At 37.4% G+C, this 16,231-nt stretch carries 13 protein-coding genes; 3 read left to right on the top strand and 10 right to left on the bottom strand.

Translation table 11 applies throughout. The annotated features are described in order from the left end of the window. Positions 1-204: 204 nt before the first annotated feature. Both PKC21_01340 and lipA read right to left on the bottom strand, forming a co-directional pair. Positions 205-1,491 carry a dihydrolipoamide acetyltransferase family protein gene (locus PKC21_01340; protein ID HMR23974.1) on the bottom strand — a complete coding sequence of 429 codons (1,287 nt, stop codon included), beginning with the start codon at positions 1,489-1,491 and terminating at the stop codon, positions 205-207. A 23-nt stretch (positions 1,492-1,514) separates the two neighbouring features. After that, positions 1,515-2,495 carry a lipoyl synthase gene (gene lipA, locus PKC21_01335; GenBank protein ID HMR23973.1) on the bottom strand — a complete coding sequence of 327 codons (981 nt, stop codon included), beginning with the start codon at positions 2,493-2,495 and terminating at the stop codon, positions 1,515-1,517. Between the two features lie 137 nt (positions 2,496-2,632). Between lipA and PKC21_01330 the strand changes: the two genes are divergently transcribed. After that, positions 2,633-4,579 (top strand): M1 family aminopeptidase, encoded by a 1,947-nt coding sequence (locus PKC21_01330; GenBank protein ID HMR23972.1) that lies wholly within the window; start codon positions 2,633-2,635, stop codon positions 4,577-4,579. Here the strand turns inward: PKC21_01330 and queF are convergent, their stop codons facing one another. The 5 genes from queF to PKC21_01305 form a co-directional block, all read right to left on the bottom strand. Beyond that, positions 4,580-4,972, bottom strand: a complete 393-nt coding sequence (gene queF, locus PKC21_01325) for a preQ(1) synthase (GenBank protein HMR23971.1) — start codon at positions 4,970-4,972, stop codon at positions 4,580-4,582. 11 nt (positions 4,973-4,983) lie between these two features. Next, positions 4,984-5,664: a 7-cyano-7-deazaguanine synthase QueC gene (gene queC, locus PKC21_01320; protein ID HMR23970.1), complete on the bottom strand. Its 681-nt coding sequence runs from the start codon at positions 5,662-5,664 to the stop codon at positions 4,984-4,986. Further along, positions 5,664-6,041 carry a 6-carboxytetrahydropterin synthase gene (locus tag PKC21_01315; protein HMR23969.1) on the bottom strand — a complete coding sequence of 126 codons (378 nt, stop codon included), beginning with the start codon at positions 6,039-6,041 and terminating at the stop codon, positions 5,664-5,666. The genes queC and PKC21_01315 overlap by 1 nt, the downstream gene beginning before the upstream one ends. Position 6,042: 1 nt before the next feature. Then, a complete protein-coding gene (locus PKC21_01310; GenBank protein HMR23968.1) occupies positions 6,043-6,687 on the bottom strand; it encodes a radical SAM protein in 645 nt (214 codons plus the stop codon). Positions 6,688-6,770: 83 nt separating this feature from the next. Continuing rightward, the gene (locus tag PKC21_01305; protein HMR23967.1) at positions 6,771-7,379 is read right to left on the bottom strand and encodes a DUF938 domain-containing protein; all 609 of its coding nucleotides are present in this window, start codon (positions 7,377-7,379) and stop codon (positions 6,771-6,773) included. 134 nt (positions 7,380-7,513) lie between these two features. Here PKC21_01305 and PKC21_01300 point away from each other — a divergent pair, with 134 nt between their 5' ends. Continuing rightward, positions 7,514-10,219 (top strand): right-handed parallel beta-helix repeat-containing protein, encoded by a 2,706-nt coding sequence (locus PKC21_01300; protein HMR23966.1) that lies wholly within the window; start codon positions 7,514-7,516, stop codon positions 10,217-10,219. Between the two features lie 44 nt (positions 10,220-10,263). Next, positions 10,264-10,689: an acyl-CoA thioesterase gene (locus PKC21_01295; protein ID HMR23965.1), complete on the top strand. Its 426-nt coding sequence runs from the start codon at positions 10,264-10,266 to the stop codon at positions 10,687-10,689. Positions 10,690-10,841: 152 nt separating this feature from the next. On the opposite strand, the gene PKC21_01290 is transcribed toward PKC21_01295, so the two are convergent. The 3 genes from PKC21_01290 to PKC21_01280 all read right to left on the bottom strand — a co-directional run bounded on the left by PKC21_01290 (position 10,842) and on the right by PKC21_01280 (position 16,203). Continuing rightward, positions 10,842-11,453, bottom strand: a complete 612-nt coding sequence (locus PKC21_01290; protein ID HMR23964.1) for a hypothetical protein — start codon at positions 11,451-11,453, stop codon at positions 10,842-10,844. Between the two features lie 146 nt (positions 11,454-11,599). After that, the gene (locus PKC21_01285; GenBank protein HMR23963.1) at positions 11,600-14,746 is read right to left on the bottom strand and encodes an efflux RND transporter permease subunit; all 3,147 of its coding nucleotides are present in this window, start codon (positions 14,744-14,746) and stop codon (positions 11,600-11,602) included. Next, complete coding sequence (locus PKC21_01280) at positions 14,743-16,203, bottom strand: TolC family protein (protein ID HMR23962.1); 1,461 nt, start codon at positions 16,201-16,203, stop codon at positions 14,743-14,745. Before PKC21_01280 ends, PKC21_01285 begins: the two co-directional genes overlap by 4 nt. Between the last annotated feature and the right edge of the window lie 28 nt (positions 16,204-16,231).

The following is a 16,231-nucleotide window of genomic DNA, read 5'->3' as shown; positions in this document are numbered from 1 at the left end:
GGATCTTACCCCCTTCTTCAACCAAAAACGTGGTTTTGGTTCATATTCATAAAGCTGTACTTGTGAAGCGCAAGGCCTTTGCCTTGCGATGATCTAGTACAACTTATACCCTTTAGGGTGCCCCACCCAGGTCAGAGTCGGCACAGGGCCTTTCTTCCTCTGGGTTTGTTTATATGATTTTCCTAAACTTTAAATTAAATCTCCTTACAACATCATTCTGCTTGGGTTTTCTAAATTGCGTATCACACTGGTCATAAAGTTAGCTCCCATCATGCCATCAACCACTCTGTGGTCAATGGATACAGATAAGTTGGCAATTTTTCTAATCACCATTTGACCATCACGGACAACTACTCTGTCTGCAATCTTATAAAAACCTAAGATACCCACTTGCGGATAGTTGATCACGGGAGTGGCCAGTAATCCACCATCATTACCCATGCTGGTTAAAGTAAAGGTACCGCCTTGCAGTTCTTCTGGAGACAGTTTATTGTTTCTGGCTTTATCGGCCAGTTCAGTAATTTCAGCAGCAATTTGTAATAAACCTTTTTGATCTGCATTTTTAATAACAGGCACAATCAAGTCATCGTCTTTGGTTGCAACCGCAATACCAATATTATAGTAATGCTTGATCACGATTTCTTGAGTGTCTTCATCTAAGCTTGAATTTAATTTTGGGTATTCTTTTAGAGCACTGCAAATGGCTTTGATGATAAAAGGTAAGAAAGTCAGTTTCACACCTTTATCGGCTGCTTCTTGTTTGAGCATGCCACGAACACGTACCAATTCATTGGCTTCAAGTTCATTAACATGGGTAAAGTGAGCAGCGGTATTTTTAGAAAGCTGCATATTTTTAGCAATCGCTTTACGAATACCTCTGAGTTTAATTCTTTCTTCAAGAGGGCCATTGTATGCTTGAGGCACAAAGTTAGGAACAGTTTGTACAGCTGCAGCACTTGCAGAACTTCCACCACTGGCAACAAATTGTTCTACATCAGATCTTAAAACTCGACCATGCTCTCCAGTGCCAGGAATAGAGGCTAAAGCAATGTTTTGCTCTCTTGCAAATTTTCTAGTGGCAGGAGACGCCAAAACCAAGCCATCTTGAGCTGTGCTTGCAGGCATAGAAATAACATTTGAGTTTGTTGCTGGAGCAGAGGAGGTCTTAGCTGGAGAAGAAGCATTTGAGCTAGGAGTTGCTGAAGCAGTTTCTTGTTTAGCAGTGTCTTTAGCAGGACTAGTCGCAGCACCATCGGTTGCAATTTCTGCCAAAAGTGAACCAACATTTACGCTTTCACCCTCAGGAGCAGCATGTTTAACCACGGTACCAGAAACTGGAGACGCAATTTCAACAGTTGCTTTATCAGTCATAATTTCTACCAAAGGCTGGTCTTCTTTAACGGTATCACCTTCGGCTACAAGCCATTGAACAATTTCACCTTCATTAACACCTTCACCTATATCTGGTAAGTTAAACATATGATTTGCCATGAGCTTTCTCCTTCTCGTTATTATTAAACCTGTTGAATAACCGGCAGAGATTTATATTGCTCAGCTTTAATGTCAACAGGATTTGGGTTTTTGTTTAAGTTTTTGCCATGCGCTTGCTTGGATTTTATATGAGATTCAATAAAAAATTCCGCGGCTTTGTATGAGCTTCTAACCAAGGGACCAGAGGCAACATAAATAAAACCATAAGTCATGGCCAATGCTTGTAATTCTTTAAATTCATCCGGATGAACAAAACGCTCAACAGCCAAGTGTTTTTTACTGGGCTGCAAGTATTGTCCTAAGGTTAAAAAATCAACTTGATGGGTTCTTAAGTCTGCAAAAGCTTGTTTTAACTCATCCAAGGTTTCACCCAAGCCTAACATAATAGAGCTTTTGGTGTAAATTTGATCTGAAAAGCTTTTAGCAGCTTTTAAAACTTTTAGAGATTGATCATAACCGGCTTTTCTATCCCGGACAGTGGGGGTAAGACGTTCAACCGTTTCTATATTATGGGCAAAGACTTCAGGTTTGGCGTCTACAACTGTTTTTACGCCCATGTGATCACCCCTAAAATCTCCCACAAGACATTCAATCATGGTTTGGGGGCAGGTTTCTTTAGCGTAGCGAATGGTTTTTGCAATATGTGCTGCTCCACCGTCTTGTAAGTCATCTCTGTCAACCGTAGTCAGTACAATATAGTTGAGATTCATGGTTTTAATGGTTTCAGCAGTATTGAAGGGCTCCATTTCATCTAAAACGCCTTTTGGGTTACCACTGTTAACCGCGCAAAATCGACAGCCGCGGGTACAGGTGTCTCCCAAAAGCATGATGGTAGCAGTACCACCATTCCAGCATTCATTGATGTTGGGGCAAAGTGCTTCCTGACAGACCGTGGCCAACTTCTTTTCACGCAACATTTTTGCAATGTCTTGATAAGATTTGCCACTAGGAGCTTTAATTTTTAACCATTCCGGTTTTTTTTGAAACCGTGACGTTGTCGCCATAATAAGTAGTCCTATACACGCATAAGCATATTTATCAAGTCAATATGCGTACTTATAAAAATATTAAGCTGATTGCGGTTAATGCAATACGCAATAAATGTTTTGAAAAGTAATATTATTTTGGTATGAGCTTGAGAATGTTAAAACTTGTAGGGAATAAACTTTTTTTGCGTTGTATTATGCTGTTCTTTGTGGCTGTTCAAGTCAGGTATGTCAGTGCAAGCCCATTTTTACACAACAATACCTTAAGTTTTTTAGGAAAAAACTTCACCTCAGAGTCCAATTATACCGAGCTGCGCGTTAGACATTATCAACTTGAAATGTGGATTGATCCCAATCAAAAAACCTTTAAAGCTCAGGCAACTTTAGATTTTACGGCCTTAAAAAATGGAAGCCAAGTGATTTTGGATGCAGAGCTGCTTAAAGTTAATTCTTTGTATGTTAATGATAAAAAAGTTGATTTTGCACAAAAAAATATCAGCAACACGCTTAATTTTATGCATGAGTATTCAGCTGGAGATACTTTTTCTGTAAGCATCAATTATCATATTGATTACAGTGTTTATGAAAAAGAAGGTAAAACTAACTTTAAAGCTAAAGTTAAGCCAGGCTTATGGTTTGTTGACCCAGAAGATACCCAACTGGAAAAAGGTTTGGCTTATACCAAGTTTGAACCGCATTTAGCCGCTAGAATGTTTCCGTGTCAAAATACACCCAAAGTCAGAACTTCTTTTAAATCTATTATTCATACACCTAGCGGTATGATGGCTCAAGCAACAGGAGATCCTGTGTCTCAGTTGCATGGAGATGATCAATCTACTTATATTTTCCAATACAATCAAAGTATACCGGTATACTTGTATGCATTGATTGTGGGTGATTTTAAACAAACTCAAATTTCTGTTTGTTCAGATCAATCTTGTTCTGTAGATCTTTCTGTGATTACTGAAAATCAAGAACAATTACACGCATCAGCGCTTAGGTATACAGAAAGTGCCGCCAGTTATATTGAAATCTTATCAGACCAAAGTTTTTTTGCCGTTCCATTCCCAGTCAACACCATGCGTTTAATCTTTGTTCCACCTGGAGATGATAGAAGGCCTTTTGCTGCTATGGAAAATATGGGCATGATTATTTTTAATGAAAGCTATGCATATTCTGATTCTTTTTATAGAAAAGGGACCTTACCGCATGAACTGATTCATACCTGGTTTGGCAACATGTTAACCACTGAGAACTGGCAAGATTTGTTTGTGAATGAAGGGCCAACAGCTTACTTTGACAATGAGCTCTTGTATGAGTTTTTTCCAAACAAACTGGCTTTAATTGAGCGTGAATGGCAGTGGCAACGACATAGAGTTTATCAAAAGGAGCATATTCAAAAAAGAGATCCTGTGCACGGAACCTTAAAACTTAATTCACAAGGTTCAGAGAACACTATTTTTGATCTGCCTAATGGCAATGATATTTACAGTAAAGGTGCTTGGTTGTTCAAAAGTGTAGAAAATGCCATTGAATTTGCGCAAACGGGGCATGGCAAAATTGGTATTCGATGGGTGATGTCCAGTATTTTAAAAAAACAAAACTTGCCCAGATCAATTACGCTGGAAGAAATGATCAATGATATTATTGCTTATACACAAATTTATGCCAGCAAGCACAACTTTACCCTGGCAGAAGGTTTTGCCCAATACATTCATATGCTAGCATTTGAACCTGGCATGCCAGTTATTTCTGTGCTTTGCGAGTATGATCAAAATAAAAATCAAACGTATGTTATCGTTACTCAAGACGCAACAAAACTTGTTCATAATGCAGCACTTCCGCCTAGTAAAGCTTATCCCCTAGGAGTCATGGAAATAAAAACTTGGTCATTCAAGGATGGTAAAAATGTTCAATATCAGATTATTACGCCTAATCCACAGGATATGAACACGCGATTTACTTTTCCAGGGAAAGTAGGAGCCTTATTAGATCCAAAAGGTAAGCACTTTGCATCTATCAGGCGTGATCCTGAGTGCTTGGGACCAGTGGAGCACTTTCCCATTGCAGAAGATGATTTTCGTGTGAATAATATATTTTAATTATTTTTGCTCGTTCGAGTCAATTTTGCATACCGTATCAATACCACCCCGGGTTTGATACACGACAGTCAAAGTCATTTCTTGGGCTTGCAAGACTTTGCTGATGTCCTCATAAAGTTTGGCTGTGACATGCTCTTGGTAAATACCCACGTCTCTATAACTCAATAAATAATATTTAAGTGATTTGAGCTCTACACATTTATTGCCCGGCATATAGTCAATGGTCACGCTACCTATATCCGGTAGACCAGAAAAAGGACAAACTGCCGTGAACTCATTGGTGCTGTATTGAACCCGCTGCTTTGGGCCAGAGTAGGGGAATGTTTCTAAGATGCTGTTATCAACGGTATCCGGGGATTTAAACTCTAAAACTTTACCTTCTGCTATTGCCATATGTTTACTCCTTATGAAATAGTGTTCATGTGCTTAAACTGTTCAAAGCCATTTTTTCTTAAGTGACAGGCATCACAATTGTTGCAGCCATAGCCCCAAGGATGCCGTTGACTTCGATCACCTCTATAACAGGTATGCGATAACTCAATGACATCATTGAGGCCATCTAAATCTTTTGCCAGTTGAAAGGTTTCAGCTTTATCAAGTTGCATTAAAGGGGTGTGGATTATGATGTTTTGCCCTAAAGCCAGACTTAAGGTTTGTTGCTGGGATTGGATAAAGTCATCTCTACAGTCAGGATAACCAGAGTAATCAACTTCACAGGCACCAATAACCAAATCATTGATCCCTTTAGGAATAGCGTAACATACCGCAGAGGTTAAAAACAGGGCGTTTCTTCCAGGTACAAAGGTTGTGGGCAGTTCATTTTCTCCTTTTTCGCCGGTGGGCTCCATGTTTTCATCGGTTAGAGCGTTGTGACTTAAGCTTGATAAAAAAGACAGGTCTACCATTTTTAAAGGAACAGAGTGTTTCTTACATATGGTTTGAGCACATTCCAACTCAACACTGTGTTTTTGTCCATAGTGGAAACAAATGGCATCAACGTGACTAAACTTTTGTTTGGCCCATAACAGACAGGTGGTAGAATCTTGGCCACCAGAAAAAAGAACCAAGGCAGCATCAGAAGCCATTAAAAATCACCCGGATATTGAATATTTAAGCCTAAAGTAGGGCGCCAAATGCGAATAGCCTTGAGATGATCAAACGTTGTGGATAAGTCCTCATACAATACTTTGGCCAGGTTTTCACTGCTGGGATGTTTTAAGCCTGGTAGATCGTTGAGGACTTTATGATCGTATTTTGTTAAATATTCGCTCAAATTACGTTTAAGATCATCGTAATCCAAAAGCATACCGGTTTCTGGGTTAATGGGCCCTTGAAAAATAGCCAAACCTAAATAGGAATGCCCATGCATTTGTGCATTAAAATGATCTTTAGGCACATTGGTCATGTAGTGCGCTACTTCTAGATTGAATTGTAATTCTAAACGAACATCATGATGACTCATATTAAACTCCTTTTTCCTCAGGGTCCCAAATATATTTATGCATTTGTAATTGCATGCGATACGGCTTTTTGGAAGCTAAAACCCATTGAGCCAGTTTTAAGTTATCCAAATGTTTAAAGTTAGGAGAGGCCAAAACCGTAAATTTATCCCACAGTTCAAACTCATCTGAAACCTTGGTACAAAAATCAAAATCTTCTTTATTTTTAATGACATATTTAATTTCATCAATGTTTTGCTTTAGATGATTAAAGTTGTCATAAATATTTTTATCCATCTCATTGGAGCTGGGTGTTTTGATATCCATGATAATTTTGACCTGTTGGGGCACTTGCTTAACAGACAAAGCACCGCTGGTCTCCAACATCACTTCATAACCATGGTCAATCAAAGCTTGCATCAATTTAATACTGTTTTCCTGAGCCAAGGGTTCGCCACCAGTAACTTCAACCAAGTTACACGTATAACTTTGTACTTTTTCTAAAATAGCATCAATACTCATGTCTTGGCCTTGATGAAAAGCATAGCCAGTATCACAGTAAGAACATCTTAAAGGGCAGCCCGTTAAACGAATAAATATGCAGGGTCTGCCAGCAAATGAAGATTCACCTTGAATGCTGTAAAATATTTCATTGATCCGTAAATTCACAGCTCAGCTCATAACGTATTTGGAGCATTTTAGGCAAGTTTTTGTTAACTCACAAGGGACACAAGAGAGCTTAAAAGATTAATTTATACATGTTCTAAACGCTTGAACACCAAAAGCTGATTGTTAGCTGGCATGACATGATCCTCAACCAGAGTAAAGCCAGATTTTTCAAAAGCGGTTTGCACGTCTTCAAAATTACGTATGCCTTGTTGCGGATTGGCTTCTTTTAAACTTTGATCAAAGCTTTCATTGCTAGGAGAAGTATATTGACCCGCATATTTAAACGGGCCATAAATAAAGACCAGGGCATCTCTTCTCAAAGAGTGCCCTAGAAGTTTAATGAGTGTTTTAACCTGTTTCCAAGACATAATGTGAAAAGTGTTAGCTGAATAGACCGCTTGGTAAAAGGTCTTTTTGGGAAACTTATCCACACCCACCTTAAAATTGATAGGGGCTTTAATATTTTGGGTTTTAGATTCTTTTAACCAGCTTTTTATACCCATGTGATTCCCAGGAACATCTGAGGTGTGCCAGGTGATGTGCTCTAGCTGCGGAGCCATGTAAACGGCATGTTGACCTGTGCCGGTTCCTACCTCTAAAAGGTCACCGTTAAGGCCATTTAAATAGGGCTTTAAAGTATCAAAAATAACCGTTTTATTGCGTTCGCAAGCTGCTGAATAAGGCTTTTGCATTTAGATACTCTAGGGCTAGCCACTCAGTATGGCAATCTATTTTTTGTTAAATGGCCTTAGTTTTTTAGTTTTATATGCATAGGGTTATGGTAAAATAGTAAATAGACTTTTATAGCGCTGTCATTTTACTGATTATGAATTTTAAGCAAACACATATAAAAATCACTTTAAATAAACTGTTTAACACTCTGTTTTTTATGGTTTATTTTCTTTTATTAGCTATAAGCTTATCTTGTCAAAACTCAGTTATTAGCACAGGGACATCCAGCCTTGCATCCTGTGGAAGCTACTCCGTTCATGAAAAAAGCTGTTCAATCGCCCATGGTGAGGGGAAAAATTTCTCGTTATGTACAGGCGGCGATTGTAATGCCGTTACAAGCTGTCAAATTGTATCCTGTGATGATGGTTACTTTGAAAAAGAGGGTCAGTGCAGGTCTTATTCAGCACAAGGAACCGTGTATTATGTGAATAGTCAAACGGGCAATGACCAAAATTCAGGAACTTCGCCAGAGCAAGCTTGGGAAAACTTGGATAAAGTGAATGCTGAGATTGCCTCTTTTAATCCAGGGGATTCAGTTCTCTTTGCCAGAGGGAACACATTTTATGGTTCTCTCAATATCACTCAAGATGGACAGAATCAACAAGCCATTCATCTGGGTGCCTATGGAGAGGGTAAACGACCCATCATCACCGGGTTAAAAAAAGTAAGCAACTGGAATAATGAAGGCAATGGCATATTCAGTTCAACCATCAACATGGCCAGTAATTTAAATATGGTTGTTGTCAATGACCAAAACACAGCCATGGGGCGTGAACCCAATTCTGGTTGGTTCACCATTGATAGCGTCCAAGGCAATACAGCCTTTACGGATTCAGACTTGGCCAGCAATCCCAATTGGCAAGGCGGAGAAGTGGTGATTCAAAAAAACCCATGGATTGTTGATAGAAATGCAATTACAGGCCACACAGGACAAACAATAACTTATACGGATACTTCAGCTTACAATGCTGGTGTTGGCGATGGTTATTTTATTCAAAACCATCTTGATACCTTAGATGAATTTGGAGAGTGGTATGCGGACGGTAACCAGTTTTATATCTACTTGGGGAACAGCAATTTACAAGATCATGATATTTACGTCAGTGGTGTTGATACTTTAATTAACTTACGTGATAGAAGTAACATTATTGTGGATGGTTTACATCTTAAAGGTGCCAACCAATTTGCCATAGATGTAGCCAGTGCTGAAAAAATTATTGTACAAAACATGTTGATTGAGTTTACCGGGGACACTGCCATTTACGGCGAGCACATTACTCAACTCGGGCAAGGGCCAGAAAAAACAATTCGCAAAAATACTATCTATGATTCAAACAGCAATGGAATAAAATTAATCTCGGTTGATCAGGCAGTGATTGAATACAACAAAGTTCATAGAACTGCATTGCTTCCTGGAATGGGTGTCAGTGGTGACAATCAAAGTACAGCCATCAGTTTATGGGGTCCCAATGGCCAAATTCAATACAATGACATTCAAGATGTGGGCTATATTGGAGTTCGTTTTGCTGGTGGTGATAATACCCACGTTTACAGGAATCACGTAAAAAATTATTGCCTACAAAAACATGATGGGGGTGCCATTTATACCTATAATGGAAGTAACACTTTGTATTCTAATTTAACCGTTTCTGAAAATATTACAGCCAGTGACCCAGAAAGTGCCAACATCAATCATATTGATGTGGTTAGAGGTATTTACCTTGATGATTTAGCCAACGGCATAACCGTAGACAATAATGTTTTTTATGGCTCCAAGAAAGATGGTATGAACCTGCATAATACTTACGATATTAGCGTTACCAACAATATTTTTTATAACAATGCTGAGTCACACATTCAAATGCGTAGAGATAACCAAACAGTGGGTATCAGAGATATAGAAATAAAAAACAATACCTTTTTTTCATTGGATAATACGCAACCCTGGATTTACTATTGGACGATTGCAGATGATATACATCTGGCTGGAACAGGCACTGGCGGGCAAAACAAATATTTTTCACCCAGTTTAGCAACACCACTGTTTAAAACCTTAAAAGTGATCCCAGAAGAGTCACACAATTTTCTCAAATTGGCTCCTTGGCAAAATCTGACTCAACTAGAGACAAATTCAGAAGTATTGACAAGTGGGATACCTTTACCTGATGTACAATCTCTCAATGGGGCCAATAAATTTGGCAATGCCTCTTTTGATGCGGGCGTTTCTCCAGCTCAGTCCTACAATGCTGCTAGTACAGATCAACTGACCATTGATACCAACAGTCCTTTAGATGGCAATGCATTACGTTTAAGTTATCAAGGGACTCCATCTACAACGCCCACCTTGGTTTCTTTTCCTATTGGAGAAATTGTAGCTGGCCAAGATTATGTTTTAAGATTTAGTATGTTGGGAGAAAGTAACACGCCTGGATTAAAAGTGTATTTAGGACAATCGGGTTCTCCTTATGATTTATTAGCTAAAGAACATTTTTTACAAATACAAAACACCCGAACAGAAAATGAAGTTGTTTTCTCTGCCTTACAATCTGAAACCAGTGCTAGAATTTGGATTCAGGTGGATGAAGCTTATGGAGAACTCTATTTTGATAATTTTAGATTCCATGCAGCCAATGTTTCTTGGCCAAATATACAAAGTCATGTTCAATTTGTAGTTAATAATGCTGTGTATCCTTTACCCGTAAAATTGAATCAAAAAAGCATGCAAGATACAGAGGGTAACAATTACAACAATTGTGCTTTGATTCCTCCATATTCAGCAAAGATACTCCTGAAAAACTAATCTAAAGTTTTAATCAATGTAAAATTCCGTTATAAACAGCCATTATGTCAAATCATATTATCTTTGAATACCCTACAACCATTCAAGAAGCACAACTGGATAGCTTTGGTCATTTAAACAATGCGGTTTATTTACAGTTGTTTGAATTCGCCCGTTGGGAGTTTATCAGTCAAAGGGGCTTTGGACTTGAAAAAATACAAGAAACGAAAACAGGTCCTGTTATTTTAGCCATTAACATTAAGTATCATAAAGAGCTCAAAGCCAGAGATAAAGTAATCATCAAATCGCAAATGCAGAGTTTTAAACCAAAAATAGGTGAGTTAAGGCAGTGGATAGAAAATGACAAAGGTGACCTATGCTGCGATGCTATCTTAACCATGGGTTTTTGGGATACACAAAAACGCAAATTAATCCATGCAACGGATGAGTGGAAAGAAGCCATTGGTATTGATAAAAAAAGTTATTTTTGATCCGCAGTTGCAAAGTTTTCTAAAACAAGAATCCAACTGGCCAAAAATATCAAACAAAATCATGTTTTCAAAAAAACAGAGTATGGGTAAGACATGATGATCATTATCATATTGACTTTGATCTTCTGTGCCAATAACAATACAATTGGTTTTTAAGAAGCAAAAGGACGATGATAAATCAGGGATCTATTCTCATCAACTTTTTGGATGATGTATTCTTCATCACTAATTAAAAAATAACGATACTTGTATGTTTTTTGTTCAGAGGCATCAAACTTTACATAACCTAAATTTTCTTCAAGGTTGCAATCTCTGTAACTACGTTTTGCCATGATAAATGAGCTGTCTTTTTCTTGAATAAGTGGGCTGTAATCATAGCATATATGTTCGCTGTCCCAGTTTCCTGCATATTCTTTAATAGATAAAATATCAGAATATTCCATAATATTAATCCACCTCTTGTTTGCATAAACTGTAACTGATAGTGACCCTCTGCTTCTACTAAATCCTTCACCATTAGGATTTGGAAAAATAATAGAGCTTCTGTCAACACCATACACCAATTGCCATTCACCTATTAAAAAATGCATATCAACTGTTGAAAAAATAGCTGATTTATCATTGTCAAAATCTATATGTGCATTGATTATTTGAGATTTAGTTATGCGTAGCGTGTGCACATCATCATCATTGATTTGTGCCTTAACAACTATGGTGGATAATAATAATATAAAAGCCGAAAATTTTAATACTTTTTTAGTCATAAACATTACTGTTCAATAAACATGCCATAAAAAATACCTTTGACCCTTAATAATTTTCGGTAGTTAACAATAGGAAAGATAACGCATGGGGACATTAGATCGCAGGTTGCCTTACTAAGTTCTACGCATAATAAGCTTTACATTTTTTAAGCACTTTTTGCATGCGGTAATACACTATCGTTTTGCGGTGAATTTGGTTTTTGTCGACCAAACAAACGGTCCAAAAAGTTAGTCCAATCTTCTAAAATTCTGTAGGCGCAAGGAACCCAAATCAAAGTAAGTAGGGTACCACTGGTTAAGCCCCAAGCCATGGCCAAGGTCATTGGGATCAACATTAAATCACTACCGCCAATACCATAAGCTGTTGGAAATAAACCACTCACTGTAGTTAAAGAGGTAACTAGCACTGCTTTTAAACGCATACCGGAGGCTTTAACCAGGATTTCATCCAAGTTCATTTGTCCTTCTTTTCTTAAGTCATCAATATAACTAATCAGTACAATCCCAGAGTTTACAATAATCCCAGATAAGCCAATAACACCAATCATGGCTAAAAAGCTAACAGGTCTATCATGAAAATAAAAGGCTACCGCAAAACCAAATAAGCCCAAAGGAATGGTGGACATGATAATGACAGGGCGCAGGTAAGAAGAAAATAGGAAAACCAAGATACCAAAAATACCTATCAAGGCTAAAACCATGGCATTACCCAAACTCTCCATAGATTCATTGGTGTTTTCTTGCTCTCCACCAAAGACAATGCTGACTTCAGGATCTTCTTTTTTTAATTCATTGTAGATTTCTAGTACTTTTTGATTGGCAACAATACTGGTGATTTGTTCTTCATCAATATCTGCAACAACATTTTTTGAACGCTGAAAGTCAAAGCGTTTAATGATTGGGCTGCCTGGAACCACTTCTAAACGTGCTAATTTAGATAACTCTACAAGGTTGCCATTGTTATCCATCACTTTAATGTTACTTAAGTCGGAAGTTTTAGTGGTGTAGTTTTCTGCAAACTTAAGTTGTAAATCAAACTTTTTATTATCCAAAGTAATTTCTGTTACTAAAGTGCCTTCCAAAGCAGTTTTCACTGCATCACCTACACTTTGTAAGTTAAGTCCATGCCGAGCTACTTTTTCATGATCAAGCATGATTTTAATTTCATCATCACCATGAATATCATCAGTTTGCGGGTTAATAATACCTGGAATTTCTTTTAGTCTACTGATTACAGTCTGAGTGACATGTTCTAACTGTTTTTTATTGTTAGATCTAAACGTTGCTTCAACTGGGTTACCCACAGGCGGTCCATTGACTTGTACTTCAAAATTAAGTTCATCTAAACCTTCTTGTTCAATGGTGCGCAAACGGCGTAAAGCATCGGTGTACTTTAAATTAAAGGAAGCATCACGTGTGACATAAATGACCAGCATACCCACATTGTCAGATTCACGAGCTTTGGAATCTCCTGGATCAGTTTGAGAAACACCAGAACGTGCAACAATATTCTCAAGATCTTTGCCCAGCTCAGCCTTAACTTTGCGGCTAACCTCTTGTGTTATCGTATGCATTTTTTCAAGTGGGGTACCTGTAGGTGCAATTAAACGAGCAATATAAATTTCTGTTTGTTCAGCAGGAAATAAAATAAATTTATTCACTTTAACCAACATAAACAGTGAACCAATAATTAAGAGTGAGAAAAAAACAGATACGATATAACGTCTACGAACCAGAATAGCCATCAAGCTTTCAAATTTATCTGAGACGCGCATAAACCAGTCGCTGTTTTTTTTGTGGGTTGCATTTTGTAGATGATGACTTTTTTGCCGTGTAGAAAAGATTAATCTTGCTGGCAATAAAAAGAAACTCTCAATTAGACTAAGAACCAATGAAATAGTGACAATAATGGGAATAAACTTAATAAACTCGCCCATAACGCCTTTGGTAACAAGCATGGGTAAAAAGGCGGCTATGGTTGTCATAGCTGTACAAGTTATTGGAAGCCAGAATTGATAAGCCGCTGACCAAGCAGCTTCATATATATCCATTCCATCCTGCACCAATCGACTAAAATATTCGCTAATTACCACACTGTTGTCCACCAACATACCTAGCGCAATAACAATCGCTAAAATAGTAATGGCATCTAGATTCATACCTAAACTGTACATCATGCCAAATGTTCCCATAATGGCAATAGGTAAAGATAATGAGGCAAAAACACCGATCACACCGGGAAGAAAAATAAGTAAAAATACAACCACCAAGACCAAACCCGTTAAAGCATTGGATTGCAGGACGTTCATTCTGTTTTTAACTTTTGCAGACTCATTGTTATAAACCTTAATTTCTAAGCCATCAGGAACTTTTGTGTTTTTTAAAACTTCCTGAATTTCAGTAACCAATTCAATTGTATCTTGACCACCTTTTTTGGTCACCACCATAAGAGTAGCTTCTTCACCATTAACAGAAGCCAAGACTTCACTCTCAGCGGCACCATCAACAACTTGTGCTATATCTTTAAGTAAAATTTCTTTTCCAGAGAAGTTAGCTCGTACTACAATATTTTTAAGCTCTTCAATGTTTTGTACTTTGCCATCTAAGGTGACCAAATATTGTTGATCTGTTGATTCAATATTTCCAGCAGGAATATTTTGATTGCGTTTTTTTAATGCAGTCAGAACTTCCGCAATACTGACATAGTTATTTTGTAATTTTTTTGCATCCAGTTTTACACTAAACTCTCTTTGAGAAAAGCCAACCAAACGCACATTACGAACCATTTTATTATCTTCAAGACGGTCTTTTAAAAAGTCAGCAAATGCATCGCGTTTTCTATTAGTATTATCACCTAAAATAGCCAATTCAATGGCAGGAAATTCTTCTGAATTAAGTTCTTCAAATTTGGGTCTTTCTCTTAAATCAGCGGGTAGGTTAGAGACTCTTTGCACTGATTTTTGTAAATCATCCATAACAGTGTCTACGTCATAATGATCCATATCAACTCTAACTACAATAATGCTTTTTCCTGCTTGACTGGTAGACTTGGTGTCTTTTAAGCCTTTAACCGTTCTTATCTCATCTTCTATGGGCTTGGTAATCAGCTCTTCAATGGTATCTGGGCTTGCTCCTGGATACATAGTAGTAATGGTAGCTGTTGCAAAGTTTACATTGGGAAAGGACTCAGAGTTCATCTGTGATAAACCCATCAAGCCATAAATAATGGTAAAGGCCATTAAAATGTAAGTGAACTTATAATTTTTTATAAAGAACTGAATGATCTGTTTCATACTGACACCTGATTAAAAGCGCATGGGCTCTTACTAAAAATATTAAGATAGTCCAACATGGTTTGTATAATTAAATTTTGACTATCAACCAACTGTAGTTCTGTTTGTAACAATCTGTCCTGATCAGAAATATAATCACTGATAGACAAACGGCCTTGGTTGAATTTTTTTAAAATTTCTCGACTGCGCGTTTTTAAACTATCTAAATTATTTTTTTGCTGTTCAATAGATTGCAAAAGTAAAGAAGCATTTTTTTGGACAAATTGGAACTGTGTTAAAAAGTTTTGCCGCAATGTTTTAATTTCATTATCCAACATCATTTGATTAAGTTTGGTTTTATTGACTTCAGTTTTTGAGTTGCCTAAAGGTACATTGATATTCAAGCTTGCCATAAGGCCGCGTCTATTTTCTGCAAATGATTCTTCAAAAGCATCAAAGGCAGAAGGGTCCACTGCTCGGGTATAAATATTGGCATTAAGATTAATATCAATATCATCATAGGTTTTGTGAATTTTATTTTGAGTGGTGTAAAAATCCTTCACCACTTTAATCAATTCAGAGTAAAGTGTTTGATCCTCAGGAACAGAAACAGATTGTTGAATAAAGTTAACACATTGTAAAACATCGCTACGGGTTTTTTGTGAATCAAAGTCTTTCACTTGAATATCACTGTATTGTGATAACTCAGGAATAACTTTTTTAAACTGATCCACTATCACTTGTTTATTGTAGTTATACACTATCACAGCATTATTGCGTGAAGCCAGCTGTGAACGATAAAAAGAGACCTCCGCTAAATCAGCTGCAGATTGGCGGTACCGGCTTTGAGCATTGTTGAGCTGCTGTTTAGCTAAATCGGCCATAGATTGTGATATTTTAATTTGTTCATTAACCGCAACAAGGTTCCAAAACATTGATCTCAATGTATAAAGTTGTTGGGCATGGTTTATTTTATTTTGAATATCTGCACGTTTTTGTTGCAGTTGGAAGCTATTTAAATTGGCTTGGTCTAACTTCCCAAGAAAATTTTTCCATAAATTCATGTTAATATTAAGGCTAGAAGTGGCAATAGAAGGGTTTTCATTACCAGACCCAAGGTCAAACTGTCGGTTGTCAAAACCAATAGAGGCTTCAACATCTAAACCATAAGGAATTTTTTTACGTACACCAAACTCCACAATATTTTGTGGTGATATAATGGGCTGAAAAGCAATAAACGCTTCTTCATTTGTATTAATATAGGTTGCGTTAGCAAAGGCCGAAGCACTGTACTGATCTTTAAATTCTTTTTGATTAACAGTAGCTTGTTCCTGAGCAATTATTGTATTAAAGCTATTGAGGTTTTTTTCTCCTAGATAATCTTTCAAAGAACTCTCAGTAAGCTCTAAAATGTCTTGTGCACGGCTTGTAAAACTGATTAGAACAATCAAGCTTAAGCAGTATTTTAGGTGTTTCATGCGGCCTGCATTAACATGATATAAAGTA

The sequence above is a fragment of the Oligoflexia bacterium genome, from assembly GCA_035326705.1.
Taxonomy (GTDB): Bacteria; Bdellovibrionota_G; JALEGL01; order JALEGL01; family JALEGL01; genus JALEGL01.
Note: the sequence above shows the minus strand (reverse complement) of the source record. Positions and strands in the feature narration are given on the sequence as shown.